This window comes from Streptomyces sp. NPDC040410 (assembly GCF_055595715.1).
Map to the genome: position 1 here is coordinate 88,379 of NZ_JBVIVK010000009.1, position 24,511 is coordinate 112,889.

20 protein-coding genes are annotated in these 24,511 nt (G+C 72.4%); 11 read left to right on the forward strand and 9 right to left on the reverse strand.

The window, feature by feature from the left end; all coding sequences use genetic code 11:
* Nucleotides 1-93 precede the first annotated feature (93 nt).
* Nucleotides 94-5,007: a DNA-binding protein gene (locus ACZ562_RS19655; RefSeq protein WP_471180483.1), complete on the reverse strand. Its 4,914-nt coding sequence runs from the start codon at nt 5,005-5,007 to the stop codon at nt 94-96.
* The gene (locus ACZ562_RS19660; protein WP_471180485.1) at nt 5,004-5,870 is read right to left on the reverse strand and encodes a DUF4132 domain-containing protein; all 867 of its coding nucleotides are present in this window, start codon (nt 5,868-5,870) and stop codon (nt 5,004-5,006) included. The genes ACZ562_RS19655 and ACZ562_RS19660 overlap by 4 nt, the downstream gene beginning before the upstream one ends.
* Before the next feature lie 477 nt (nt 5,871-6,347).
* On the opposite strand from ACZ562_RS19660, the gene ACZ562_RS19665 reads away from it, so the two are divergent.
* On the forward strand, nt 6,348-7,973 hold the full coding sequence (locus ACZ562_RS19665; protein ID WP_471180488.1) for a glycosyltransferase family 2 protein: 1,626 nt from the start codon (nt 6,348-6,350) through the stop codon (nt 7,971-7,973).
* A 42-nt stretch (nt 7,974-8,015) separates the two neighbouring features.
* Here ACZ562_RS19665 and hypE read toward each other — a convergent pair whose 3' ends face one another.
* The 6 genes from hypE to hypA all read right to left on the reverse strand — a co-directional run bounded on the left by hypE (nt 8,016) and on the right by hypA (nt 14,006).
* A complete protein-coding gene (hypE, locus tag ACZ562_RS19670; protein ID WP_471180976.1) occupies nt 8,016-9,005 on the reverse strand; it encodes a hydrogenase expression/formation protein HypE in 990 nt (329 codons plus the stop codon).
* A 79-nt stretch (nt 9,006-9,084) separates the two neighbouring features.
* Nucleotides 9,085-10,188 (reverse strand): hydrogenase formation protein HypD, encoded by a 1,104-nt coding sequence (gene hypD, locus ACZ562_RS19675; protein WP_471180490.1) that lies wholly within the window; start codon nt 10,186-10,188, stop codon nt 9,085-9,087.
* Complete coding sequence (locus ACZ562_RS19680; protein WP_471180493.1) at nt 10,185-10,484, reverse strand: HypC/HybG/HupF family hydrogenase formation chaperone; 300 nt, start codon at nt 10,482-10,484, stop codon at nt 10,185-10,187. The genes hypD and ACZ562_RS19680 overlap by 4 nt, the downstream gene beginning before the upstream one ends.
* Nucleotides 10,484-12,835 (reverse strand): carbamoyltransferase HypF, encoded by a 2,352-nt coding sequence (gene hypF, locus ACZ562_RS19685; protein ID WP_471180495.1) that lies wholly within the window; start codon nt 12,833-12,835, stop codon nt 10,484-10,486. Before hypF ends, ACZ562_RS19680 begins: the two co-directional genes overlap by 1 nt.
* The gene (hypB, locus tag ACZ562_RS19690) at nt 12,832-13,653 is read right to left on the reverse strand and encodes a hydrogenase nickel incorporation protein HypB (protein WP_471180496.1); all 822 of its coding nucleotides are present in this window, start codon (nt 13,651-13,653) and stop codon (nt 12,832-12,834) included. The genes hypF and hypB overlap by 4 nt, the downstream gene beginning before the upstream one ends.
* On the reverse strand, nt 13,653-14,006 hold the full coding sequence (hypA, locus tag ACZ562_RS19695) for a hydrogenase maturation nickel metallochaperone HypA (RefSeq protein ID WP_471180499.1): 354 nt from the start codon (nt 14,004-14,006) through the stop codon (nt 13,653-13,655). Before hypA ends, hypB begins: the two co-directional genes overlap by 1 nt.
* A gap of 145 nt (nt 14,007-14,151) precedes the next feature.
* Here hypA and ACZ562_RS19700 point away from each other — a divergent pair, with 145 nt between their 5' ends.
* From ACZ562_RS19700 to ACZ562_RS19745, 10 genes are read left to right on the forward strand one after another with little or no spacing between them, the layout of a single operon-like run.
* Nucleotides 14,152-15,903, forward strand: coding sequence for an enoyl-CoA hydratase-related protein (locus ACZ562_RS19700; RefSeq protein ID WP_471180978.1), 1,752 nt, complete (start codon nt 14,152-14,154; stop codon nt 15,901-15,903).
* Between the two features lie 50 nt (nt 15,904-15,953).
* Nucleotides 15,954-17,012: an NADH-quinone oxidoreductase subunit B family protein gene (locus tag ACZ562_RS19705; RefSeq protein WP_471180501.1), complete on the forward strand. Its 1,059-nt coding sequence runs from the start codon at nt 15,954-15,956 to the stop codon at nt 17,010-17,012.
* A gap of 48 nt (nt 17,013-17,060) precedes the next feature.
* The gene (locus ACZ562_RS19710) at nt 17,061-18,866 is read left to right on the forward strand and encodes a nickel-dependent hydrogenase large subunit (protein WP_471180503.1); all 1,806 of its coding nucleotides are present in this window, start codon (nt 17,061-17,063) and stop codon (nt 18,864-18,866) included.
* Nucleotides 18,863-19,393 (forward strand): NifU family protein, encoded by a 531-nt coding sequence (locus ACZ562_RS19715; protein WP_471180505.1) that lies wholly within the window; start codon nt 18,863-18,865, stop codon nt 19,391-19,393. The genes ACZ562_RS19710 and ACZ562_RS19715 overlap by 4 nt, the downstream gene beginning before the upstream one ends.
* Nucleotides 19,390-20,040, forward strand: a complete 651-nt coding sequence (locus tag ACZ562_RS19720) for a DUF5947 family protein (RefSeq protein ID WP_471180508.1) — start codon at nt 19,390-19,392, stop codon at nt 20,038-20,040. The genes ACZ562_RS19715 and ACZ562_RS19720 overlap by 4 nt, the downstream gene beginning before the upstream one ends.
* Nucleotides 20,025-20,231 carry a hypothetical protein gene (locus tag ACZ562_RS19725; protein WP_471180510.1) on the forward strand — a complete coding sequence of 69 codons (207 nt, stop codon included), beginning with the start codon at nt 20,025-20,027 and terminating at the stop codon, nt 20,229-20,231. Before ACZ562_RS19720 ends, ACZ562_RS19725 begins: the two co-directional genes overlap by 16 nt.
* Nucleotides 20,228-20,926 (forward strand): DUF6084 family protein, encoded by a 699-nt coding sequence (locus tag ACZ562_RS19730; protein WP_471180513.1) that lies wholly within the window; start codon nt 20,228-20,230, stop codon nt 20,924-20,926. The genes ACZ562_RS19725 and ACZ562_RS19730 overlap by 4 nt, the downstream gene beginning before the upstream one ends.
* On the forward strand, nt 20,923-21,948 hold the full coding sequence (locus ACZ562_RS19735; protein ID WP_471180515.1) for a hypothetical protein: 1,026 nt from the start codon (nt 20,923-20,925) through the stop codon (nt 21,946-21,948). Before ACZ562_RS19730 ends, ACZ562_RS19735 begins: the two co-directional genes overlap by 4 nt.
* Complete coding sequence (locus tag ACZ562_RS19740; protein WP_471180518.1) at nt 21,945-22,709, forward strand: hydrogenase maturation protease; 765 nt, start codon at nt 21,945-21,947, stop codon at nt 22,707-22,709. The genes ACZ562_RS19735 and ACZ562_RS19740 overlap by 4 nt, the downstream gene beginning before the upstream one ends.
* Before the next feature lie 8 nt (nt 22,710-22,717).
* Nucleotides 22,718-22,849 carry a DUF6893 family small protein gene (locus ACZ562_RS19745; protein WP_471180521.1) on the forward strand — a complete coding sequence of 44 codons (132 nt, stop codon included), beginning with the start codon at nt 22,718-22,720 and terminating at the stop codon, nt 22,847-22,849.
* Between the two features lie 135 nt (nt 22,850-22,984).
* On the opposite strand, the gene ACZ562_RS19750 is transcribed toward ACZ562_RS19745, so the two are convergent.
* On the reverse strand, nt 22,985-24,376 hold the full coding sequence (locus ACZ562_RS19750) for a Tat pathway signal sequence domain protein (RefSeq protein ID WP_471180523.1): 1,392 nt from the start codon (nt 24,374-24,376) through the stop codon (nt 22,985-22,987).
* Between the last annotated feature and the right edge of the window lie 135 nt (nt 24,377-24,511).

Below are 24,511 nucleotides of genomic sequence, written 5' to 3' on the forward strand. Positions count from 1 at the left end.
GATGTCCTTGCTCGGTAGGTCTGTACGTCGTGAGGGGGTGGGGACCCGCGGTGGCGAGGCGCCGGCCGTGACCGGCGCCCCGCCACCCGTCCGTCAGCGGCGGCGTCCCCGCCGCACCTTCAGCTCCTCGAACCGGGGCGCGTCGCCGTCCTGGACCCGCTGCCAGGCCCTGCGGTACAGCTCGGCGGCCGGTTCGGCCGGCACGATCACGCCGAACGGCGTGTCCTCGTCGCTGATCAGGTCGCCGAACAGCGGCAGCTTCCACCGCTCCAGCGGAACGCGCGGCGCCTTCGTGTCGACCCAGCCGCCGGGCAGGAAGAGCGAACGCCCCGCCCGCGTCCGGCTGGCCTCGACCACCCGGTCACCCGCGGCCAGTTCGGCTCGGGCCGCCTTGAGCCGGGCAGGCTTCCACCCCGTCCAGCGGGCCGTCATGCGGTCGGTCGGGTCGGGCATGGCGAGCAGCATCAGGTAGAGCGTGGCGGCGTCCTCGCTGACGCCGTACTCCTTGGCCGCCTCGGTCACCAGGTCCGGCACGGAGCGGCTCGGGTCCTGCGGCCACCAGGTGCCGTCCTTGCCGCGCTCGCCCGCCAACGGGTTGCCCGGGTCGGCGAGGAGGGCCGCGAACCGGGGGTCCCGGGCCAGGCGCAGCGCCACCTCGGCCGGGTGGGGCCGCTGGTCGTCGACGCGCAGCGCGGGCAGGTACGGGTCCTGGCCGGCCTCGTCGAGCAGGGCGACCCGGATGCCCGGGGCCGGCTGGTCGTCGTGGGTCGCCAGGATGACGGCGCCGTACCGCTCGAAGCCCTGGCCGACCTCGGTCGGGGCACCCGCGGTCTTCCGGAACGCCGGAAGGTTGATGTACCGCCCGAGGTCGAGCACCAGCCCGGGGTGGGCCAGCCGCTCGCGCACGGCGGTGAGCGCGGGGGGCAGCGCGGCCCGGATCGGGTCGCCGGCGGGCAGGCGGTGGGCGAGCCAGAGGGCGAGGCCGATCGAGCCGACCAGCGTGTCCGCCGTGAACCCGACCGCGTCGTCTCCGACGGGCCGGACCCGGTCGCCGCTGACCGCCCACTCCAGGTCCCGGGTGAGCCGGGGCTCACCGGCCGGGTGCAACAGCGCGGGCAGCGCCTTCCGCACCTCCCAGCGGGCGTACTTGATGGCGCGCAGCGCGTCGCCGAGCAGTTCCTCGGGGACGGCCGTCCGCTTGCCGACCATGCTGTTCCAGACCTCTGCGGCGGCGGCCACGTCCGGCCCGTCGGTCCACAGACGGGCGGGTTCCGCGGGCAGCAGTGCGGCCACCACGGCCGCGCGGATTCCGTCGTCGATGCCGCGCAGCTCGTCCTTGGCGACGGCCGCGGGCGCGGCCTTCACACCGATGAGGTTCCGCGCCTGTGTCGTCAGGAACGTCCGCTCGTGGACGTCGACCTGCGGCAGACCGGCCACGATCAGCCGTGCCGTCGTCTCGGTGACCCCGGTGAGGCGGCCGAACTCCTCGGCGGCCTCAGGGAACCAGGGCGCCGGTCCACGCGCCGCCAGCTCCGCCAGGAACGTACCGAGCCGGCCCGCGTCGCCGTCCTCACCCAGTGGGGACGACGAGAGGAGCGTGTAGTGCTCCGGTGTCTCGAACCGCCCCGTCGGGTCGTGGAAGAACCCGGTGAAGGAGCAGCCCTCGGTCTCGCTGGCCGAGTGGCGCTTCACGAAGGCGACGAAGGCGCCGCCGCCCAGCGGCAACAGACCCTCCCACGTGCCTTCGCGCCACTCGCCCGACGGGGTGCGCAGCGGACCGGCCGCCACGTGCAGGAGCACCTTGCGCCAGCGTCCGGAAGCGGCGGCGGCCCCCACCCCCAGCGCGTCGAACTCGGCGAGCAGCGCGCGCAGCGCCTCGCGGTGCTGCTCCGTGGTGGTGCCGGCCGCCGCCCGGAACGCCAGGGCCGTGGCTCGGGCGACCAGCGTCTCCAGGTCCGGGTGTCCGGTCGGCAGGCCGGGCCCGTCGAGGTGGAGGCGTACGGTCGGCCCCTCCGGTACGGCGGCGCCCGAGAGCCCGGCGGCCCTTTTCATCACGCGCAGGGCGCGGAAGACGGTGTCGGCCTCCTCGTCGCGGTACCACCAGTAGCCGCCGGCTCCGCCGAGGCCGCTCATCGCGTCCTGGAGCACGGTGTCCGCCGGCCCGGCCGGCCCCTCGTCCTCCAACTCGCCGTCGAGGGCCCGGGTGAGCCGGGTGGCCGCCGCGTCGAGGACCGCCTGCTGACCTGCGGCGTGGCGCACGACCCCGGCGATGCCCGCGACGAGCGCGTCATGGGTGACGGGCAGGAGCGTACGGATCGCTTCGGGCAGCGCGTTCTTGTCGTCGTGCGCGGCGGCGGCCAGCAGGGCCGCCGACGTGACCCGGTCGATGCGCCGCAGCGCCTCGGAGCCCGCCGGGTCGCGGGGGGTCAGACACTCCCAGTACTGCACCGGCGGCAGCAGCAGCGAGCCCTCGCCGAAGACACCGGGCGCGCGGTCCGTCTTGGCCACGGAGGTGACGACGCCGTCCGTGTCGACCAGGTCGAGCTGCCAGCCGTTGCGGACGACGGCACGGGCCCGGTCGTCACCGGGGAACACCACGAGCGCGGACGGCCTGCCCATGTCCGCGGGCAGGGTGACGGTGTGTCCGGCGAGGTCCTGAGCGCGCCGGGAGCCGTCGGGCAGCTTCACCACGCGCAGGCCCACGAGTCCGTCCACGGGCGCGGAGGCCGGCGCGGCACCGGTCGTCGGCGAGGGGCCCAGCCAGCCGCCGTTGTAGGTGCTGCCCGCCGGGGCGTCGCGCAGGGCGTCGGCGAGGAAGGCGGGCCTGCTCATACGTCCGCGCTCGCCCGTGGCCGGGTTGTACTCGTACCAGCCGTGCGTGTCGCGGTCCTCGCCCTCCGCGTTCCACACCCAGTACGAGACACCGTCGGAGACCACCGGCCGCTCCTCGGGCAGGGTGGTGTCCCCGGCGTGCAGGACGCCGCCGCCGGTGGTCCGGCCGCCGCCGGGCAGGGGCAGGGTGAGTGCGAGGTTGCCGTTGTACCAGTTCATCTGGGTGCCGCGGGTGCTCCGGGCCCCCTGAAGGGTCTGCGGGCGGTCGGCGCGGGTGTGCCAGTAGCCGCGCAGGCCGTCGCTGCGGTTGTTCCAGTAGACGAGGAGTTCGCCGTCCACGTGGTGGAAGCCCGGGTCGCCCCAGCTGTCGTTCGCGGGGATGCGCAGGTCATGGGTGAGGAGGGTGCCCTCGGCGCCGATCACGCGGGCCTGGGCTGCGCCCGCCACGACGAGGTGGGGCCAGGCGTCGGCGACGATCAGGTCCTCGATGTCGTCCTTGGGGACGAGGGTGGCGGCCGCGTCCTCCCAGGCGGGCCAGCCGAGTTCGTCGAAGAGTCCGGCCCGCAGCGTGCGCGCCAGCACGGGCGCGAGGTCGGTGCCGACGGCCTCGCGCACCTCCTCCTCGGCCAGCACCAGCGCTTCTGCCGGCAGCCACTTCAGCCGGGTCAGCGCGTCGGGCAGCTGGGGCAGGCCGACCGCGGTGAACCGCCGGACGACGACACGGACCCACTGCGCCAGCATCGGGCGCCCGCCCGGCGACGCCGCCAGCAGCCGGATCGCCCGCAGACCGTGGTCGTCGTCGCCGAACCGGTCCGCACCCCGCCGGAAGGCGTCGTGGAAACGGGGGTCGGCGGCCAGCGACAACAGCTCGCGATGCCCGTCGCCCGGGGCCCACTGCGCCAGCAGCAGCTCGCCGTCCTTCTCCGGGGCGGCCACGGGCACGTCCAGGGACAGCAGCAGGTCGATCAGGTCGACGTCATGGACGACCTTCAACGCACCGCCGGAATCCGCGAGTTCGGCCCGCAACCGGTCCGCCACCCGCTCCACCAGCGGGTACAGCTCGGGCATCCGGGTGGAGCCGCGCCACGAGCGCACCCGCTCCCGGAACGTCAGGAACCGCTCCAGCCAGCCCGCGACGCCGTCCCGCGGTCGCTCCTCCTCGGGCAGGGAGGCGTCCCACAACCCCGCCGTGGCACCCGACGTCTCCAGCACCCCCAGCCACAGCGCGGGCATCTCGTCGTCGTGGCAGGAGGGGATCAGATCCAGCAGAGCGCCCCGCACCTGCGGCTCCCGCCGGGCCAGCGCCACAAGGGCCGTACGGTGGCCCTTCCACCAGCCGGCCGCCGCGCGCAGCGTCGACGGCAGACCGAGCAGCTCGGCGAGGTAGTCCTGTTCGGTCAGATCCGCGTCCCGGCCGGCGGCGCGGGCGAGCTTGCGCAGGTCGTTGGCCATCTGCGCCGACGGCGGCAGACCGCCCGCGGTGCGGCGCAGGCAGAGCCGGGTGAAGCGCCGCAGCGCCTCCTCGGCGGGCACCCGCGCGGCCAGCTCCTTCGCGTACGCCGACAGCACCTTCACCGGGAGCGCACCGGCCAGCGCGAACTCCAGGAACACGGCGTCCAGCCGCTCCTCGTCCACCGCCAGCCCGTGCTCGGCCTCGGCCTTGCGGGCGCGGGTGAACAGCTGGGCCGCGTACGTGGCGTTCTCCTCCGCGAGGAACGCGCGCCCGGCCTGCTCGTAGAACGTCGGCAGGAAGTGCGGCACGGAGGCCGCGAGGCGCGCGCCCAGCTCCAGGTAGGCGTCCAGGGCCGCCTTCGGCTTGGACTTCACCTGCCGGGCCGCCCGCTCCAGGTCCGGTACGACGCCCAGCGCGTGGTGCCCGTCCTGCGGATGGTGCACCAGCACCCACTCCGGGAAGCCCAGCGACTGGCGCAGTCCGAGGCCCACCACGGCCGGCTCCGCGTCCGCCTCCAGACCGAGGAAGCCGGCTGCCAGGTCCTCCGCCGCGCCCAGCTCCCCGGCGACCAGCCGCACCACCACCCGGTCGTCGAGCCCCGGGTGACGGTACGTCCGTGCCGTCAGCGGCACAGCGCGCTCACCGGCCCCGTCGGTGTCCGGCGGCAGTACCCCGCCCGCCGTCAGCAGCTCCTCGTACGACACCTGCGTCCCCCCGCTCATGCGTCCTTGCCCTCCTCGATCACGCGCCCGGCGTGCAGTGCCGCGGCCATCCGCATTCCCTCCGACCAGGCCACCGGCCCCACCTCGCGCAGCGGCAGGGCGCGGCCGTCCTGGTCCTGCCAGGTGAGGCTGCCGGTCTCCACCTCGGAGTCCCAGTACGGCTCCCCGATCCACACACAGGCCTCGACGGTGCGCCCGCCGTCCCGCACCCGGGCGGTGGCGTAACCACCGGACACTCGGTAGCCCAGCGAGGAGGCGCGCGCGGCGAGGGCGAAGCGGGAGCGGAACGAGCCCCCGGCGAAGTCCCGCACGTCGGTGGCCTTTGCGTCGAGCTCGTCCGGCCGCCGCCAGATCGCCCGGTGTATCTGCTCGACGCGCTGGACGATGCCCAGCTCCGCGGCGAACTCGCGCAGGTCGTCGAGGTCCGGCAGCAGCACGGGGTGCGGCAGCGTCACCGTGCGCGGGGACAGGCGGACCGTCTCGCCGTCCAGGTTCACGATCTGCAGCTCGCCGGACTCGGTGGCGCCCCGCAGGAAGCCCACCTCGTCCGGGTCGTCGCCGACCACCGCCAGGTCGCGCAGCGCGGACTGCCATGCATCGTCCGGCCATACCCGGGCCAGCAGGCCGGTGGGCACAGGCAGTGACGACACCATCCAGGAGTCGACCTGCGCGACGCACGCGGCGGCGTGCCGATCCAGCCACTCGGCGAACCGCCGCAGCCGGTCCACCTCCGGGTGGTCCTTCAGCGCCCGCGGCAGCGACTTCAGCTGCCGTCCCGCCGCCCTGCCCGAGGTGGCGCGTGCCGCCACCCGTCCCTCCACCAGGGCGACTTCATACCCGTCACCCGCCGACAGCCAACCCACGAGCCCCCGCCTTCCGCATCCGGTCAACAAGAAGAAAGCACATTTCAGCCGGGGAATCCCGGCCCCAGTGCGACGATGTGCGGAACGCTAGCGGCGGCCACTGACAATCGGTCCGGGGCGCCTCCCGACGGGCCCGTGCGATGTGCCGGAGACCCGGCGACGAGCAGGCACGCGAGACGATCCCTCCGGCGTGCGGCAAGCCAATCCGAGCGAGACCGCCGACGCATCCGTAGACCTACCTAATGGAATACGTACTACCGGCCGGTCACCGCTGGTGGTACGTCGTCGTGGGCCCTCCCTGGGCGGTACGGCCGGGCATGCCGTGACCGCGCGGCTGGCGGCCGGCGGCCTCTTGTGCCGCTGCCCGGCGCGCCGCCTCCGTATCACCCGGCAGCCGCAGATAGTAATGAATGTCCCCAAATGTGAATTTGTCCGGCATTCGTTCGCGTCGAGGGTGCGCAGCAAGAGGAGCCCCCCATGCTCAAAGTCAGCGTCGTCGTTCCCGTCCACAACGCCGGCCCCTACATCGAGAAATGCGCGGATTCCCTTCTGCGGCAGAGCATCGGGCCGGACTGCTACGAAGTCGTCTACGTCGACGACGGCTCCACCGACGGATCGGCGGAACGTCTCGACCGGCTCGCAGCGCTGCATCCCCATGTCCGGGTGCATCACCAGGAGAACTCCGGGTGGCCGGGCAAGCCCCGGAACGTCGGCGTGCTCATGAGCCGTGGCGAGTACGTGCAGTTCGTCGACCAGGACGACGAGTTGGGCCTGGAGGCGCTGGCCCGGCTGTACTCCCTCGCCCGGCGCAACACGTCCGACATCGTGCTCGGCAAAACGGCCGGCACGATGGCGGGCCCCAGCAACGTCTTCGCCCGCACGATCGAGAAGTGCACCGTGGAGACCCATCCGCTCTTCGAGAGCCTGACCCCCCACAAGATGTTCCGGCGCGCCTTCCTCCTGGAGAACGGGATCAGGTTCCCCGAGGGGCGGTGCCGACTCGAGGACCAGCTCTTCATGGCCCACGCCTACTCGGTGGCCAAGTGCGTGTCGGTCCTCGGGGACTACCCCTGCTACCACTGGATGCGCCGGGAGGACGGAAAGAACACCAGCAGCGGAAAGTTCGTCGTCGACGAGTACTTCGGCTATCTGCGCAAGGTGGTCCGGACCGTCAAGGCCCACACGCCGCCGGGCCCCGTGCAGGACAGGATGCTGCGCCGCACCTACCGCGTCGAGATTCTCCGGCACGTCGGCGAGCCCTATGTACTCAGCGCCCACCCGCAGATCCAGGAGCGTTTCGAAGCCGTACGCCGGCTCGTGCTGGAGGAGTTCCCCGCGTCCGTCCGCGAGGGCATGCCCGCGGTGACACGCCTGCGGGCCCATCTGCTGGAGCGGGGAGACCTCGACGCCCTGCGCCGGCTGGCCGAACGCACCAGACAGCTGACCGCGTGCGCCGCCCTCGGCAGGCCCCGCTGGCGTGAAGGCGCCCTCACCGCGCCCGTGCGGCTGCACATCGTTCACCCCGACGGCCGGCCGCTGACCGTCGTGGAGCGCCGGGGGCGGCTGCTGCTCGATCCGGCGCTGACGGAGGGAATCGCCGGCGTGGAGGAGTGGGAGGTCGGCGATCTTCACAATGCCGCCTACGGGGAGATCCGGCTCTCCCACCGGGGCCGGCACACGGGGTGGCATCCCGAGTGCGATCTCTCGGTCGGGCTGGAGAGGGCGGGGCGCGGCCGGAAGAAGCCTGTCGTGTCCGGAACGCTGCGGATCGATCCGTTCACCGCGGCCGGCGGCGGCCCCCTGGAAGGGGGCGTGTACGACGTCTCCGCGTACTTCCAGTTCCTCGGGCTCGGCCGCGGTCCGGCGCTGCGCGGGGTCTTGAAGAGCAGGCCGCTCGCCGGGCAGGCGAGGCAGGTGGGCACACCGCCCCTGGCGGTCATCCCGTACTGGACGGCGAGCCGGCAACTCGCCTTGGACGTGGGGGAGTTCTACCACCGGCTCAGCGATGTCCCGGCGCGGGCCGCGCTGTGGCGGCGCGTTCCCGTGCCGCAACCGGTCAGGCGCCCGGTGGGGAGGGCGCTGCGTTACCTGCGAAGCCGATGAGCTGCCGGCGCCGGCCACCACGGAGACCGGCGCCGGCGCTGTTCAGCAGATGCGCGGCAGTTGCTCGCCCAGCGGCAGGTCCACGACCCGGGTACCGCCGAGGCCCGTCCGGGCGACGACCATGCCGGGGTGCTCGGACACGCAGGTGCCGATGACGGCGGCGCCGGCGCCCTGCGGGTGGGCGTGCATCGCGGCGAGGACGGCGTCGGCGTGCTCGGGCGGTACGAAGGCCACCAGGCGCCCCTCGTTGGCCACGTACAGCGGGTCGAGGCCGAGGAAGCCGCAGGCGGCGGCCACGGAGCCGGGCACGGGGACGGCGCTCTCGGTGAGGACGACACCGGTGCCGGAGGCGGCGGCGATCTCGCACAGGGATGTGGCGAGCCCGCCCCGGGTGGGGTCGCGCAGGACGTGGAGGTCCGGGGTGACCTCCAGCATCGCGGCCACCAGGCCGCCCAGCGGCGCGGTGTCGCTGACCACGTCGGAACCGAACTCCAGCCCTTCGCGCACGCTGAGCACGGCGACTCCGTGCGCACCGACCGGGCCGCTGACGATGACCACGTCCCCCGGTGTCGCCCGCTGGGGGCGGATGTCGACGCCCTCCGGGATGAGGCCGATCCCGGAGGTGTTCACGTACACGCCGTCGCCGTGCCCCGACTCGACGACCTTGGTGTCGCCCGTCGCCACCGTCACCCCGGCGGCGCAGGCGGCCGCCCCCATCGCCTGGGCGATGCGGCCCACCACGTCCAGCTCGACGCCCTCCTCCAGGATGAAGGCCGTGGACAGATACGCCGCCCGGGCGCCGCTCATCGCCAAGTCGTTGACGGTGCCGTTGACCGCCAGGTCGCCGATGCTGCCGCCGGGGAAGAACAGCGGTCGTACGACGTAGGAGTCGGTGGAGAACGCCAGCCGGGCGCCGCCCAGTTCGACGGCCGCGGAGTCGGTGAGCGCGGCCAGCGTCTCGTTGCCGTACGCCGCGGCGAACAGATGCTCCGTCAGCTCGCCGGACAGGGCACCGCCGCCTCCGTGACCCATGACGACCACCGGGTGGTCGCGCAGGGGAACGGGGCACGTCCAGTTCGCCGGATTCACGGTCGTCTCGGCCGTCTCGGTGTCAGCCAACGGGGGCCACCTCCAGTCGCCGGTACAGGTAGTACGCCGCGCAGGCACCCTCGCTGGAGACCATCGTCGCGCCCAGGGGGGTGCGCGGGGTGCAGGTCGTGCCGAAGGCGGGGCATTCGTTGGGCTTGATCAGGCCCTGCAGGACCTCGCCGCTGCGGCACTCGGGAGACTCGACGGTCCGTACGTCGCCGACGTCGAAGCGGTGCTCGGCGTCGTACGGCCGGAAGGCCTCGGACAGCCGCCAGCCGCTGTCCGGGATGGTGCCGATGCCGCGCCAGGCGCGGTCGGTGATCTCGAAGACCTCCTCGATCATGCGCAGCGCGGCCGGATTGCCCGCCTCGCGCACCGCTCGCGGGTAGGCGTTCTCCACCCGGTGCTCCCCGCGTTCGAGTTGACGGACGGTACGGCGGACGCCCTCCAGGATGTCCAGCGGTTCGAATCCCGTCACCACGATCGGCACCCGGTGACGTTCGGCCAGCTCCGGGTACTCGGCCGTCCCCATCACGCTGCACACGTGACCGGCCGCCAGGAACGCCTGGACCCGGCAGTCGGGCGCCTGCATGATCGCCTCGACCGCGGGCGGGACGCGTACATGCGACACCAGCAGGCTGAAGTTGCGGATGCCGAGGCGGCGGGCCTCGTGGACGGTCATCGCGTTGGCCGGGGCGGTGGTCTCGAAGCCGATGCCGAAGAACACGACCTCCTTGTCCGGCTCGCGCCGGGCGATGTCCAGGGCGTCGAGCGGCGAGTACACCACCCGGACGTCACCGCCCTCGCCCCGGACGCGGAAGAGGTCGCGGTCGGTGCCGGGTACACGCAGCATGTCGCCGAACGAGCAGAAGACGACGTTCGCTCTGGACGCGATCGCCAGCGCCTTGTCGATCATCTCCAGCGGTGTGACACACACCGGACAGCCTGGTCCGTGGATCAACTCGACTTCGTCGGGCAGAAGTTGGTCGATGCCATGGCGGATGATCGAATGGGTCTGTCCGCCGCAGACCTCCATCATCGCCCAGGGGCGGGTGACGGTGGCGTGGATGTCGTCCAGCAGCCGGCGGGCCAGCTCCGGGTCGTTGAACTCCTCGATGTACTTCATCGCGTGCCCTCCTGCTCGTGGGCCGTCCCCTCCGCCTCGGCGCGCGCCCATGCGTCGCCGAACTCCTCCTCCAGCAGCCCGAGTTGCTCGAACAGCTCCAGTGAGGCGCGGGCCGACTCCTCGTCCAGCCGCTGCAGCGCGAAGCCGACGTGGACGATGACGTACTCGCCCACCTCCGCGTCCGGGACGTAGGCCAGACACACGTCCTTGACCACCCCGCCGAAGTCGACCCGCGCCATGCGCGTGCCGTCCCGGTCCTCGATCCCGACCACGCGGCCGGGTACCGCCAGGCACATCAGCGTTCTCCTTGTCGTTCGCAGCGATTCGTCCGGGCCGCCACGACCAGTTGGCCGAGCGCGAGTCCGCCGTCGTTGGGTGGCACCCGCCGGTGGCGGAGGACCGTGAAACCGTCCGCCGCCAGCAGCGCGGCGCATTCGGTGTCGAGCAGCGTGTTGGCGAACACCCCGCCCGACAGAGCGGCCACATCCGCTCCCGTCTCCCGGCGGGCGGACCGGCAGACCTCCGCCACGGCCGCCGCGACCGCGCGGTGGAAACGGGCGGCGATCACCGGCACCGGCACGCCGTGCCGCAGGTCGGCCACGATCGCGGCGAGCACCGGGCCCGGGTCCAGACCGCGGGTGAAGGCGTACGCCCCGGTCTCCTCCGGCCACGCGAGGACCGCCGCGGCCTCCAGCTCGATGGCCGCCTGAGCCTCGTAGCGGGCCCGGTGGCAGATCCCGGTCAGGGAGGAGACCGCGTCGAAGAGCCGGCCCATGCTGGAAGTCGGCACGCACGCGATCCCGCGGTCCAACTGCCGGCGCAGCAGACGCAGTTCGTCCGGGGCGCAGGCGGCGACGCAGGGCAGGCCCGCGTGCCAGGGCAGGCCGGCGGCGTACAGCCGGGCCAGAGCCGTGCGGCACGGGTTGGCCACGCCCGCGTCACCGCCGGGGAGCTGGGCGTACGGCAGATGCGCGAACCGGTGGTAGCCGTCGTATCCGGCGATCAGCACCTCGCCGCCCCAGACCGCCCCGTCGTCGCCGTAACCGGTGCCGTCGAAGGCGACGCCGATGACCCGCGCATCGCCGTCCAGGCCGTGCTCGGCCATGGCCGAGGCGATGTGGGCGTGGTGATGCTGGACCAGACGCAGCGGGAGACCGCCCGCCGCTGCGGTACGCCGTGCCCAACGGGCGGAGTGGTGGCCCGGGTGCCTGTCGGCCGCCAGCACAGCCGGGGTGATCCCGGTCAGCGCCCGCAGACGGCTCCCGGCGCGCTCGAAGGCCCTGACGGTGGCCAGGTCGCCCATGTCGCCGATGTGCGGGGAGAACCAGGCGCGGCCGTCCGCTCCCAGACACAGGGCGTTCTTCAGGTCACCGCCCACGGCGAGCGCCGGGGCGACAGCGACGGGCAGCGCGACCGGCTCCGGGACATGGCCGCGCGACCGGCGCAGCACGACCTCGCCGCCCCCGTCCGGGCGGACCCGGACCACCGAGTCGTCACAGGGCATTTCGATGACCCGGTCGTGCCACAGCCAGGCGTCGGCGATCCCGGCGAGCCTCTCCAGAGCCCCGGCGTCGTCGGTGACGATCGGCTCCCCGGAACGGTTGCCGCTGGTCATCACCAGTACCTGGGGGCCCGGCGGATCGCCCGGAAGACCGAACAGCAGCCGGTGCAGCGGGGTGTACGGCAGCAGCACGCCGACGTCCGGACTGCCCGGGCACACCGCGTCGGCGAGCCCGCGGGCCCCCGCCCGGCGGCGCAGCAGCACGATCGGCCGCCGACGGCCCGTCAGCGCCGCCTCCTCCTCCGGTCCGACGTGGGCCAGCCGCTCGGCCGCGGCCAGGTCGGCGCACATGACGGCGAACGGTTTGCCGCCGCGCTCCTTGCGCTCGCGCAGGCCGGCGACCGCCCGCTCGTCGGTGGCGTCGCAGGCCAGGTGGTAGCCGCCGAGCCCCTTGACGGCCAGCACGGATCCCCGCGCCAGCATCCGCCGCGCCTCGGCGAGCGCCGTCCCGCCCTCGTACGGACGCCCGCCGGGAACGGTGAGCCGCAGCCTGGGCCCGCAGTCGTGGCAGGCCACCGGCTGGGCGTGGAAACGGCGGTCGGCCGGGTCCGCGTACTCGGTGGCGCACTGCCGGCACAGATCGAAGGCGGCCATCGTGGTCGTCGCCCGGTCGTAGGGCAGACGGGTGGAGATGGTGAAGCGGGGCCCGCAGTGCGTGCATGTGATGAAGGGGTGCCGATGGCGGCGGTCCGCCGGGTCGGCCAGCTCCCGCAGACAGTCCTGGCAGGTCGCGGTGTCCGGAGGAATGAGCGTCAGGCTCGTGCCGTTGCCGTCGGAAGGGTGGATGACGAAGCCGGGCGCGCCGACGGCCGGGACGCTCTCGTACGTCACCTCTTGGACGTCGGCCAGGGGCGGCGGCCTCTCGGTCAGGGCCAGGCAGAACTCCGCCACGGACTCCGGGGCGCCCTCCACCTCGGCGATCACGCCTTCGCCGCCGTTGCGTACATGGCCGGCGAGGCACAGCTCCGCCGCCAGACCGTGCACGAAGGGCCTGAACCCGACCCCCTGCACGGTCCCGCGCACGATGACCCGGCGCCGTACTGCCGGCGGGTCCGCCGTGTCCCGGGCCGTCGTCGTGGAGGTCACGCGGTGGCGGGCCGGGTCGCGCGGCCGTGCGCGTGCCCCGGGGGGTGGGCGGTGCCGTGGTCGTGGTCGTCCGCGCGGGCGTCGCCGTGGTCATGGGCGGGACCGTGGTGGTGCCCGTGGTTGCGCAGATGGTCTGCCGCGAGCAGGGGCGCGTGCGGCGCCGCTCCGTCGGCGACGGTGAGGACGCGGTCGAGCAGGATGTCGACACCGCGCCCGTCACGGGCCGAGGTGCGCAGGATCTCCACCCCTGGGTTCACGCGTTCCACGGCCGAGGTGAAGGCGGAGTCGTCGAAGCCGGCGGCGTCGGCGAGATCGGTCTTCGTCAGCACCACGAGATGGGCCGCCCCGAAGGCGGTCGGGTACTTCAGCGGCTTGTCCTCGCCCTCCGTCACGGACATGAGCGTCACGCGCAGCGTCTCGCCCAGGTCGTAGGAGGCGGGACAGACGAGATTCCCGACGTTCTCGACGAACAGGAGCCGGGTCGCCTCCGGGAGCCAGCCGTCGATGAGCCCGCGCAGCTGGGCGGACTCCAGATGGCACAGGCCGCCGGTCAGCACCTGCTTCACCGGCGCTCCGGACCGGGCCAGGCGGCGGGCGTCGTTCTCCGTGGCCAGGTCCGCGGTGAGGGCTGCTACGGCCACATCGCGTTCCCGGGCACGGCGCAGCACCAGCTCGAGGAGCGCGGTCTTGCCGCTGCCGGGACTGGAGAGCAGGTTGACCGCGGTCACCCGCCGTTTCGCCAGGTCGGCGCGGAGCTGCGCCGCCAGGGAATCGTTCTTGGCCAGTACGGCCGTTCGTACGTCGACGCTTCGGCACATCACGGGCTCCCTGCCATTCGTACCTCCGCCAGTTCCAGTTCCCGCCCGCTCAGCAGTTCGGCCGCCGCCGCGTCGCAGTGCGGGCACCACAGCGCGGGCGGTGAGCCGACCGCGAAGCGGGCGTCGCAGCCGCCGCAGCGGGCCCGGGCCGGCACCTCTTCGATGACCAGCTCGGCGCTCTGAAGTGCGGTGCCCTCGGCGACCAGTGAGAAGGAGAACCGCAGTGCGTCCGGGACCACGCCCGCCAGTTCACCGATCCGCAGCGTCACGCCTGCCACCGCGTCGGCCCCGTGTTCGCGGGCGACGCCCTCGGCGCTCTCCACCACGGCGGCGGCGATCGACAGCTCGTGCATGGTCCGCCACGGTAGGCACGGCCGAAGCCCCGGTCCGGCACGTGGCAGGGGACGGAGTGTGTTTTCCCCCGGGCGGCCCAAGCGCACGGTCTGCGGGGCGCGCCTCGCAGACAGTGCGGCGGTCGCCGGGCAGCATCGGCGCGTGATACGGATTCTGCTCCTTGCCAGCGCGTTCAACAGCCTCACGCAGCGGGTCTTCGCCGAGCTGCGCGATCTCGGGCACCCGGTCGCCGTGGAGCTGGCCCTCGGCGACGACGAGCGGCTCATCGCCGCGGTGCGCCGTCACGCGCCCGAGCTGGTGATCGCGCCCATGCTGACGACCGCCGTCCCGGAAGAGGTCTGGTCGGCGTACCCCTGCCTGATCGTGCATCCGGGACCGCCCGGCGACCGGGGCCCGTCGTCCCTCGACCGGGCGGTGCAGGCCGGCCTCGAACGATGGGGTGTGACGGTCCTTCAGGCGGTCGCCGAGATGGACGCCGGACCGGTGTGGGCGTCGGCCGACTTCACCGTGCCCCCGGGCGTCGGCAAGAGCGACCTGTACCGCGGCGAACTGGCCGACGCGGCCCTCCGGGCGGTCCTGCTCGCCGTCGAACGCTTCGCCTCGGGCACCTTCACACCGGTCACGCCCCCCGCCCACACGTGGCAGCCCTACCTGCGCCAGGAGGAGCGCCGCATCGACTGGGACCGCGACACCACGGACACGGTGCTGCGCAAACTCCGCGCCGCCGACTCACAGCCGGGTGTCCTCGACACGTTCCTCGGCGGCGAGTGGTACCTCCACGGCGGCCACGCGGAGGACCGGCTCACGGGAACTCCGGGCGAGATCCTGGCCACGCGCCATGGCGCCATCTGCCGAGCGACGCGAGACGGCGCCGTATGGATTCCCGAGCTACGCCCCCGCCGCAGGGCGGGCGGCTCGCCGACGTTCAAGCTCCCGGCGACGCAGGCACTGGGCGATCTGCTGCCGCAGGTACACCCCGCACCCGACGACGCACGGGAGCGACGATGGGGGCGCGGGGAACTGCGCGAGCAACCCACCACAACCCGCGGCCGGCCAGCAACAGGCGGAAGCCACTTCGACATCGCCTACGAGGAACAGGGAACCGTCGGCTACGTACGCTTCCGCTTCCCCGGCGGAGCCATGAGCACCGACCAGTGCCGACGGCTCCTCTCCGCATACCGCCACGCCCGAACCCGCCCGGTGGACGTCATCGTCCTGGGCGGAAGAAGGGACTTCTTCTCCAACGGCATCCACCTCAACGTCATCGAGGCGTCAGCCGACCCCGCCGCCGAGTCCCTGGCCAACATCGAGGCCATCGACGACCTGGTCGAGCAGATCCTCACCACCACCGACCGCATCGTCGTCGCGGCCCTCCCCGGCAACGCGGCCGCGGGCGGCGCCATGCTGGCGCTCGCCGCGGACGAGGTCTGGTGCCGCCGCGGTGCCCTCCTCAATCCGCACTATCGCCTGATGGGCCTGTACGGCTCCGAGTACTGGACCTACACCCTGCCGCGCCGGGTCGGCCCGGCCCTCGCCGCGCGGCTCACCGAGGACGCGCTGCCGCTCACCGCCCACGCCGCCGAGGCCCTCGGGCTGGTGGACCGTGTCGTGGAGTGCGCCCCGAGCGGATTCGCGGGAGAGATCACCCGAATGGCCGACCGGCTGGCCCGGTCGCAGGGGCTGCCTGCCCGGCTGGGAGCGAAGAAGGTCGCGCGGGAGCGCGACGAGGCCGTACGACCGCTGAGCGCCTACCGCGCTGCCGAGCTGGCGCGCATGCGTGCCGTCTTCGACGACCCGGAAGCTCCCTACCACGCGCTGCGCTCCGCCTTCGTACGCAAGCGACGGCCGAACGGGACGCCGGAACATCTCCGAACGGAGTGTCCGAATGGTGACTGAATGACTGTTATGTCAGCCTGCTGCGGGGGACGCCGTCAGGAAGGGATTCCATGAGCACCGACACCGAGGCCCCCACGGCCGTGGACGAGGTTCACATCCTGTGGACCTCCGAGGGCATGAGCTGCGATGGCGACACCATCTCGGTCACGGCGGCATCGCTGCCCAGTCTGGAAGACGTGGTCCTCGGCGCCATCCCGGGACTGCCGAAGGTCGTCCTGCACAACAAGGTGCTCGCCTACGAGAGCGCCGACGATTTCACCCGCCCGTTCCACCAGGCCGCCGACGGCGAGCTGGGTGCCCCGTACGTCCTCGTCGTGGAAGGCTCGATCCCCAACGAGCGCATCAACGGCGAGGGTTACTGGACCTCGATGGGCAACGACCCCCGCACGGGCGAGCCCATCACCTTCAACACGTGGATCGACCGCCTCGCCCCCGGCGCCTTCGCCGTGATCGCCGTCGGCACCTGCGCCACGTACGGCGGTATCCACGCCATGGCGGGCAACCCCACCGGCTGTATGGGCCTGGCCGACTACCTGGGCTGGGACTTCCGCTCCGCCGGCGGACTGCCGATCGTCAACGTGCCCGGCTGCCCCGTCCAGCCCGACAACTTCATGGAGACCGTGACCTGGCTGCTCTACCAGGCCGCCGGGATGGCCCCGCCCATTCCGCTCGACGAGCAGCTGCGGCCCACCTGGCTGTTCGGCAAGACGGTGCACGAGGGCTGCGACCGCGCCGCGTACTACGAGCAGGGCGACTTCGCCAAGGACTACAACTCGCCCAAGTGCCAGGTGAAGATCGGCTGCTGGGGGCCGGTCGTCAACTGCAACGTCACCAAGCGCGGCTGGATGGACGGCATCGGCGGCTGCCCCAACGTCGGCGGCATCTGCATCGGCTGCACCATGCCCGGCTTCCCGGACAAGTTCATGCCGTTCATGGACGAGCCCCCCGGCGGCAGCCTCTCCTCGGGCTTCCTCGCCTCCTCCTACGGCCCGCTCGTGCGCACCCTGCGCGCCATCACCAACCGCTCCGTCAACCGTGAGCCCAAGTGGCGGCACAACCGCCCGCAGCTCACCTCCGGTTTCGCTCCGCGCTACCGGCCCGGCAAGTAACCCCCCCCGAACTCAGCGAACGTCCTTCATGCGAAAGGAACCCGTCCAGTGACGACGAGGCAGGCCGCCCCCGCGGAGCAGCGCATCCTCACGGATGTCGCCTTCGACCCCATCACCCGGATCGTCGGCAACCTGGGCATCTACACGAAGATCGACTTCACTGCGCGCGAGGTCGTGGAGTGCAAGAGCACCTCGTCGATCTTCCGTGGCTACAGCGTCTTCATGAAGGGCAAGGACCCCCGCGACGCACACTTCATCACCAGCCGCATCTGCGGCATCTGCGGGGACAACCACGCCACCTGTTCGGTGTACGCGCAGAACATGGCGTACGGGGTGAAGACGCCGCCGCTCGGCGAGTGGATCGTCAACCTCGGCGAGGCCGCCGAGTACATGTTCGACCACACGATCTTCCAGGACAACATGGTCTTCGTCGACTACTGCGAACGCATGGTCAAGGAGACCAACCCGGGGGTGTGGGAGCGGGCCGAGCGCACCCCCGCGCCGCGCGGCGACCAGCACGGGCACCGCACCATCGGCGACATCATGAGCTCGTACAACCCCTTCGAGGGCGCCACCTACAAGGAGGCGCTCGTCATGAGCCGCCTCACCCGGGAGATGATCTGCCTGATGGAGGGCCGCCATGTGCACCCCTCCACCCTCTATCCGGGCGGCGTCGGCACGGTCGCCACCCCGCAGCTGTTCACCGACTACCTGGTCCGCCTCACTCGTTGCCTGGACTTCGTCAAGCGGGCCGTCGCCATGAACGACGACGTCTTCGACTTCTTCTACGAGGCCCTGCCCGGCTACGAGGAGGTCGGCCGCCGCCGTACCCTGCTCGGCTGCTGGGGTGCCTTCCAGGACCCCGAGGTCGTCGACTACAGCTACAAGAAGATGAACGAGTGGGGCAACAGCATGTTCGTCACCCCGGGCATCGTGGTCGACAACGAGCTCGTCACCACCGACCTGGTCGACATCAACCTCGGCATGCGCATCCTGCTCGGCAGCTCCTACTACGAGGACTGGACGGGCGAGGAGACCTTCGTCGACAAGGACCCGCTCGGCAACCCGGTCGACAAGCGCCACCCCTGGAACCAGACCACCCTGCCCGCACCGCAGAAGCGTGACCTGGACGGCGGCAACTACAGCTGGGTGATGAGCCCGCGCTGGTTCGACAAGCGCACCAGTGACTTCCTCGCCCTGGACACCGGCGGCGGCCCCATCGCCCGCCTGTGGGCCACCGCTCTCGCCGGGAAGGTCAACACCCCGTACGTGCGCTCCACCGGGCACAGCGTGCAGATCGACCTGCCCAGGACCCCGTCCTCGCCAGAGGTCCGGCTGGAGTGGAACCCGCCGCCGTTCCCCAACACCATCGAGCGCAACCGGGCCCGCATGTACTTCGTCGCCTACGCGGCGGGCATGGCGCTGCACTTCGTCGACCAGGCCCTGAACGAGGTCCGCTCCGGTGTCACGAAGACCTTCCAGGACTTCAAGGTGCCCAAGGACGCGATCGGGGTCGGCTTCCACGAGGCCGTGCGCGGTGTGCTCAGCCACCACATGGTGATCCGCGACGGCAAGATCGCCAACTACCACCCCTACCCGCCGACCCCGTGGAACGCCAGCCCGCGCGACTTCTACGGCACCCCGGGGCCCTACGAGGACGCGGTGCAGGGCTGCCCGATCTTCGAGGAGAACGGGCCGGAGAACTTCAAGGGCATCGACATCATGCGCACCGTCCGCAGTTTCGACCCCTGTCTGCCGTGCGGCGTCCACATGTACCTCGGCGGCGGCCGCACCCTCACCCAGTCCCACTCGCCGACCTTCGGCGCCCTCGCGGACCAGGGCGACCGCGGATGACCTGGGAACCCTGGGACGAGGCGTTCGCCCGCGGCCAGGTGGCGCTGGCCGAGGAACGGCTGTCCGGCCTGGACACCCTGCCGGACGGCCTCGCGGCGGCCCGGGCCGCCCAGACCGTCGAGACACTCGTCGGACTCTACGGGCAGTGCCTGGGCCGGATCACCGCCCAACTGGCCGACCACCCCGACCTCCTGGGACAGCTGGCCGCCGACGAACTGGTCGGCCACCTCCTGCTCGTCCACGACCTGCACCCCGACCCGGTCGAGACCCGGGTGCGGGAGGCGCTCGCCGAACTGCCCGGTCCTCCCGAGCTGTTGGAGCTGTCCGGAAGTGCCGTACGGGTCCGGATCCAGGGAGGCGGCTGCGGCTCCGCGGGGAGCGAGCAAGCCGTACGGGAGGCCCTCGCCGCCCGGGCACCGGAGGTCGAGGACGTACAGGTGGACAGCGGCGCGGGGGAGGGGGCGCTGATCCCCGTGGACGCGCTGTTCCGCGACCGTACGCCCGTCGCCGGAGGTGCCTGCGGATGAGCGGGCTGCGGCGCGTGGCCCGGCAGGCCGCCCGGGCCGAGGGACAGGACACCCGGGAGGAGCGGTGCGACCTGTGCGCCGAGCCGCTGCCCCCGGGAGTCCCGCACCGCCATGTGCTCCAGCCCGCCACCGGCGCCGTCTCCTGTGCATGCCGCGCCTGCGCCGTGCTGTTCGACCACGACGCCACCTCGGCCGGCGGCTTCCGGCTGCTGCCGCAGGAGCGGCGGCGGCTCGACGGCTGCCGCGTCGAGGACGCCGTATGGGCGAGCCTCGGCGTCCCCGTCTCTCTCGCCTTCTTCACCCGTTCGGGCGAGAGCGGGGAGGTCACCGCGGCTTATCCGAGCCCTCTGGGCGCACTGCGCGCGACCGTCCTGCCGGACAGCTGGCGGGAGGTCGAGCAGTGCCATCCCGACCTGCCGAAGCTGATCCCAGACGTGCAGGCCCTGCTTGTGTACCGGGCCCACGGGGCGAGCGAGCACTGGCTGCTCCCGCTCGACGACTGCTACCGCCTGGTCGCCGTCGTGCGCGCACACTGGAAGGGACTGGACGGCGGCCCTGAGGTGTGGCAGCGGGTCGAGGACTTCTTCCGAGGACTGACCGAACCCACCCCCATCACCACCGAGGAGGCGGCATGGGCATCACCGTAGGCAAACCCGACGTCGAGCCCGACAAGCCCGCGCACGTCGCCGGCGTACGGCGCGGCAACCACCGGGGTTTCTACAAGCGTCAGCCGGGCCACCGCCGCGACGACCGCTCGACGGCCCGCCGCTCGACCGGCATCAACGCCCGGCAGCACAACCCGGTCCTGCCGGACATGCCGAATCTCTCCCCGGCATGACGGCGCCGCCCGCGCTGTCCGCTCCCGCGGCGCCGGATCTGGCCTTCACCGTCACCGGAGCGGAGGAGGAGCGCTTCGCCGCGCTGCCCACCCTCCGCTTCGGCCTGGAGATCGCAAGAACGGGCGGCGGACCCGTCAGCTCCGTCGCCCTGACCACCGTCATCCGCATCGATGTCGCCCGCCGCCGCTACGGCCCGCAGGCCGAGGAGGCGCTGTGCGAGCTGTTCGGGGCGCCCGAGCAGTGGGCGGCCGGCATGCGCCCGCTCACCTGGACGCGGACCACGGTCCACGTCCCGGCCTTCGACGACCGCACGACGGTACAGATCCCCGTCGAGTGCTCGTACGACACCGAGCTCGCCCTCACCAAGTACCTGCGCGCCGTCGGCGACGGCGACCTGCCGCTCGACTTCCTGTTCAGCGGCACCGTCTTCCACCGGGCCCCGGGCTCGGGCGCACTCACCGCCTCCCGCATCTCCTGGTCGGACGGCGACACCCGATACGCACTGCCCGCCGAGCTCTGGCACTCCCTGACCGACCGATACCACGCTGACAGCCCCTGGCTGCGGCTGTCCCGTGAGACCTACGACCGCCTCGACGCCTACCGCGCCCGGCACGTCCTCGGCACCCCCGACCACGCCGTGCGCGCCCTGCTCGACAGCGCCGCCCTCCACCACTCGGGAACCTCCACCACATGACCCTCACCGACCACTCGGACCTTTCGGCCGGCCTCTCGGACGTCGAGAAGATCACCCGGACCTGCCTCTACGAGGGCTACCTGCTGTGGCCCTACCGCCGGTCCGCGCTGAAGAACGCCAAACGCTGGACCTTCGGCGGTGTCTTCCCCTCCGCCTGCGCCGGCGCGCTCGGCGAACGGGCCACCATGACCACTCAGGTGCTCCACGAGGGGCCCGCCGACGACCTCACGGTGCGGGTGCGCTTCCTCCAGGTGGTGGACCGCACCGTGACCCAGGACGGCCGTCCCGTCGACGAACTGACCGTGGCCGGGGAGCGCTACGTCAGCTGGCAGGAGGTGACCGAACGTGAGGTCGTGCTGACCGGTGCCCCCGGCACCGCGGCCGTCGACATCCCCGAGGGCACCGACACCGAGGAACTGCCGGGCGGACCCGCCTGCCTCGTGCGGAGCTGGCAGCGGCTCACCGGTACGGTCGAGGTCACGGCCGAGCCGGTCGCGGACGGCGTACGCCGGCTGACCGTGCGGATCGCCAACAGCACGCCCTGCCCGGTGCCGGACCCCGGCGCCCGGCACGCGAGGGAGGCCGCGGCCTCGTACGCCTTCGTCTCCACCCACACCGTGCTGCACACGGACCGTGGCAGCTTCCTCTCCCTCCTCGACCCGCCCGCTGCGCTGCGCGACCATGCCGCCGCCTGCGGCAACGAGGGCACCTGGCCGGTACTGGTCGGCACCGACCAGGGCGACGGCCGGGCCCACACCGTGCTGTCCTCGCCGGTCACGCTGTACGACTTCCCACGGGTCGCGCCCGAGAGCCCGGGCGACCTCTTCGACGGAACCGAGATCGACCAGCTGCTGGTGCTGAGCGTGCTGAGCCTGACCGAGGAGGAACGGGCCGAGGCGCGGGCGAGCGACCCGCGCGCGCGAGAGATCCTCGAGCGCTGCGCCGGGCTCGGCACCGACGACCTGATGGCCCTGCACGGCACCATCCGCGAGTTCAACGCGGCCCCGGGGGAGGGAAAGTGAACGGCGTCTCCTACCGTCCTGGCACACGGGTGCGGCTGCGGCCGTCCCGGCGGGCGGACATCATGGACCTGGCGCTGGCCGGGCGGATCGCCGAAGTCGCCGCCGTGGAGGAGGACTTCGAGGGACAGGTGCACGTCGCCGTCGTCCTCGAAGGCGACCCGGGCCGCGACCTCGGTTCCGCGAGCCAGATCGGCCACCGGTTCTTCTTCGCCCCCGACGAACTCGAACCGCTCACCGGGCCCGCCGGCGACCCGCCGGGCCACCGTGTGCTCGTCGCGGGCGTCGGCAACATCTTCATGGCCGACGACGGCTTCGGCCCCGAGGCCGCCGCCGCCCTGGCCCGCCGGCCGCTCCCCGACGGCGTCCACGTCGCCGACTTCGGCATCCGCGGAATGGACCTCGCCTACCGCATGCTGGACGGCTACGACACCGTCGTCCTGCTGGACGCCACCCCCCACGGCCAGCCGCCCGGGACGCTCAGCCTCATCGAACCCGACCTCGCGGAACTGCCCGCCGGGGGCGCCCCCGAGGCGCATGCCATGGACCCCGTCAAGGTCCTCGCCCTCGCCCGGAGCCTGGGCGACGGACAGCTGCCGCGCGTACTCGTCGTCGGCTGCGAGCCGCAGGTCCGCATGAACGGCGACGAAGTCGATGTCGTGGTCGGCCTCAGCGAACCGGTCCGCGACGCCGTCGAGCGCTCCGTGCCCTTCGTCGAGTCCGTGGTCGCCGACATCCTCACCGACGCCGCCGAGAGGAGGTGAACCCCGCCATGAAGAACGGCATCTTCATCCCCGCCAAAGTAGTGAGAGCCGTCGTGGGAGCGGTCACGGCCGCCCTGGCCGCGATCGCCCTGACCGAACTTCCGGAGGCCCGCCGCTACTTGAGACTGAAGAGCATGTGATCCCCGGCGGCCGTCGCGCAAGGCGTCGAACGGACTGCGACGGCTGCGCCGACGGCCCCGCGGGGTGGGGGGAACGCAGGTGCTCTCTCCACCCCCGCTCGGTGTTGCTCATGTGCGGCAGCCTCGTCGTTCCGGTCAGGCCCGCAGGGGGTTCGCCCGTGCCACTGCCATCAGGTACCAGGCCGTGGACCCCGTGTGCCGGTAGGGGTAGTAGCCGAACCCGAAACCGGTCCCGAGCGGACTGCTCGCCGAGACGATTCCGGACTCGGCCGGCAGCGCCTTGCCCCCGACGGTCTGGTCGCCACCGAGCAGGTCCTGTGCCCGCTCGATGGAGGCGATGAGACGCCGGGAGCGCGTCTCGTCTCCTGGGGCGTGCCGGTTGCGCAGGGCGAGCGCCAGGTGGGCCGTTCCCTCGAACCACACTCCGTTGCGGTCGGGCTTGGGCTGGAACTCGGCGATCGGGGCGTCCTCGTTCGCCAGGAGGCTTGCGGAGCTGAACGTGACCCCTTCGTACGACTGGCCCGCGGGCACCGTGCTGTTGCGCCGGTCCGCCGTGTCAAGGACGGCCAGTTCGGTCCGGGCCCAGTCCAGCGAGCGGGAATGGGCGGGGGAGGACAGGGCGAGTTGGGTCCAGGTCTGGGTGTCCTCGGGAACCGGAGACTTGTTGACCGTCACGCCGTCGTTCGTACCGGTGTAGAAGAAGCCTCCGGACGGCTCCCACATCTTCTTGACGAAGGACTCGGCACGAGCGCGCCGCTCCAGCCACACCCGGTCCCCGGTGAGTCGGGCGAGGTGTCCGAAGAGACCGACCAGGTCGGTGTTGTGCTCCGTCGCGGTGAAGGGCAGTTTCTCGTTGGCCCCGTTGACTCCGAACTTGTAGCCGCCGAGGGGTTCGTCGGTGCGGCCGGCACGGTCGATCCACTCGCCGATCCGTACGGCGCCGGTGAGGTAACGGCGCTTCCCGGTCCGGCGGGCGAGCGCGCCGAGCGCGATGCCGGCCCAGGCCATGTCGCCCACCGCCGTGCCGGTGAAGCCGAACTGGGTTCCGACGTTGGCCGTGCCGTCCGCCCGGACGAAGCCGTCCGGCTGCGGCGAACCGTCGTAGTAGGTGTACGGCCCGACGTTGTAGGCCTGGCGCAGTCTGCCGTCATCGTACGCGGGGTCGTGGGACTGGGCGTAGAGGAGCGCGTCTCCCAGCGCCGTGGCGCGGGAGCGGCCGTCCTTGGTGCGAGACGCGAGGTTCGCCAGGATCACGAGGGCGTTGTCGTAGGTGAACGCCGTGCTGAACAGGCCGGCCTGGTCGGTGTAGCTCTGGGCCAGGCGGGTGGTGCCGTGATCCGGGTAGGCGTCCATGGCGGCGTCGAGGAAGGCATACGCCCGGCGCTGGGCTGAGGCTCTGGCGGCGTACGGGTGCTCCGTCGCCCGGGCCGCGCCGGAGCCGGCGGTGGTGAAGACAGCGGCGCCGACGCCGAGTCCGGTCCCGATGAGCGCGCGGCGGCTGAATACCGGGCCTTGGCTGCCGGTCATCGATCTCCTTGGAAGTCGCGGGTCTCGTGCGGGACGTGGAGATGTGAGGCAGGCTTTGAGAGCGCTCTCACGGCGTTGGGCGCTCATTGTTGCTGTTCTGTCAGTTTGGGGTCAACGCCTGTGACACGCATCAGG

Bases quoted from the DNA above. Each gene is read 5' to 3' on its own strand.
- ACZ562_RS19655 (WP_471180483.1), bottom strand. From the start codon at position 5,007: ATGAGCGGGGGGACGCAGGTGTCGTACGAGGAGCTGCTGACGGCGGGC.
- ACZ562_RS19665 (WP_471180488.1), top strand. From the start codon at position 6,348: ATGCTCAAAGTCAGCGTCGTCGTTCCCGTCCACAACGCCGGCCCCTAC.
- hypE (WP_471180976.1), bottom strand. From the start codon at position 9,005: ATGGGTCACGGAGGCGGCGGTGCCCTGTCCGGCGAGCTGACGGAGCAT.
- hypD (WP_471180490.1), bottom strand. From the start codon at position 10,188: ATGAAGTACATCGAGGAGTTCAACGACCCGGAGCTGGCCCGCCGGCTG.
- ACZ562_RS19680 (WP_471180493.1), bottom strand. From the start codon at position 10,484: ATGTGCCTGGCGGTACCCGGCCGCGTGGTCGGGATCGAGGACCGGGAC.
- hypB (WP_471180496.1), bottom strand. From the start codon at position 13,653: ATGTGCCGAAGCGTCGACGTACGAACGGCCGTACTGGCCAAGAACGAT.
- hypA (WP_471180499.1), bottom strand. From the start codon at position 14,006: ATGCACGAGCTGTCGATCGCCGCCGCCGTGGTGGAGAGCGCCGAGGGC.
- ACZ562_RS19705 (WP_471180501.1), top strand. From the start codon at position 15,954: ATGAGCACCGACACCGAGGCCCCCACGGCCGTGGACGAGGTTCACATC.
- ACZ562_RS19715 (WP_471180505.1), top strand. From the start codon at position 18,863: ATGACCTGGGAACCCTGGGACGAGGCGTTCGCCCGCGGCCAGGTGGCG.
- ACZ562_RS19720 (WP_471180508.1), top strand. From the start codon at position 19,390: ATGAGCGGGCTGCGGCGCGTGGCCCGGCAGGCCGCCCGGGCCGAGGGA.
- ACZ562_RS19725 (WP_471180510.1), top strand. From the start codon at position 20,025: ATGGGCATCACCGTAGGCAAACCCGACGTCGAGCCCGACAAGCCCGCG.
- ACZ562_RS19730 (WP_471180513.1), top strand. From the start codon at position 20,228: ATGACGGCGCCGCCCGCGCTGTCCGCTCCCGCGGCGCCGGATCTGGCC.
- ACZ562_RS19735 (WP_471180515.1), top strand. From the start codon at position 20,923: ATGACCCTCACCGACCACTCGGACCTTTCGGCCGGCCTCTCGGACGTC.
- ACZ562_RS19745 (WP_471180521.1), top strand. From the start codon at position 22,718: ATGAAGAACGGCATCTTCATCCCCGCCAAAGTAGTGAGAGCCGTCGTG.
- ACZ562_RS19750 (WP_471180523.1), bottom strand. From the start codon at position 24,376: ATGACCGGCAGCCAAGGCCCGGTATTCAGCCGCCGCGCGCTCATCGGG.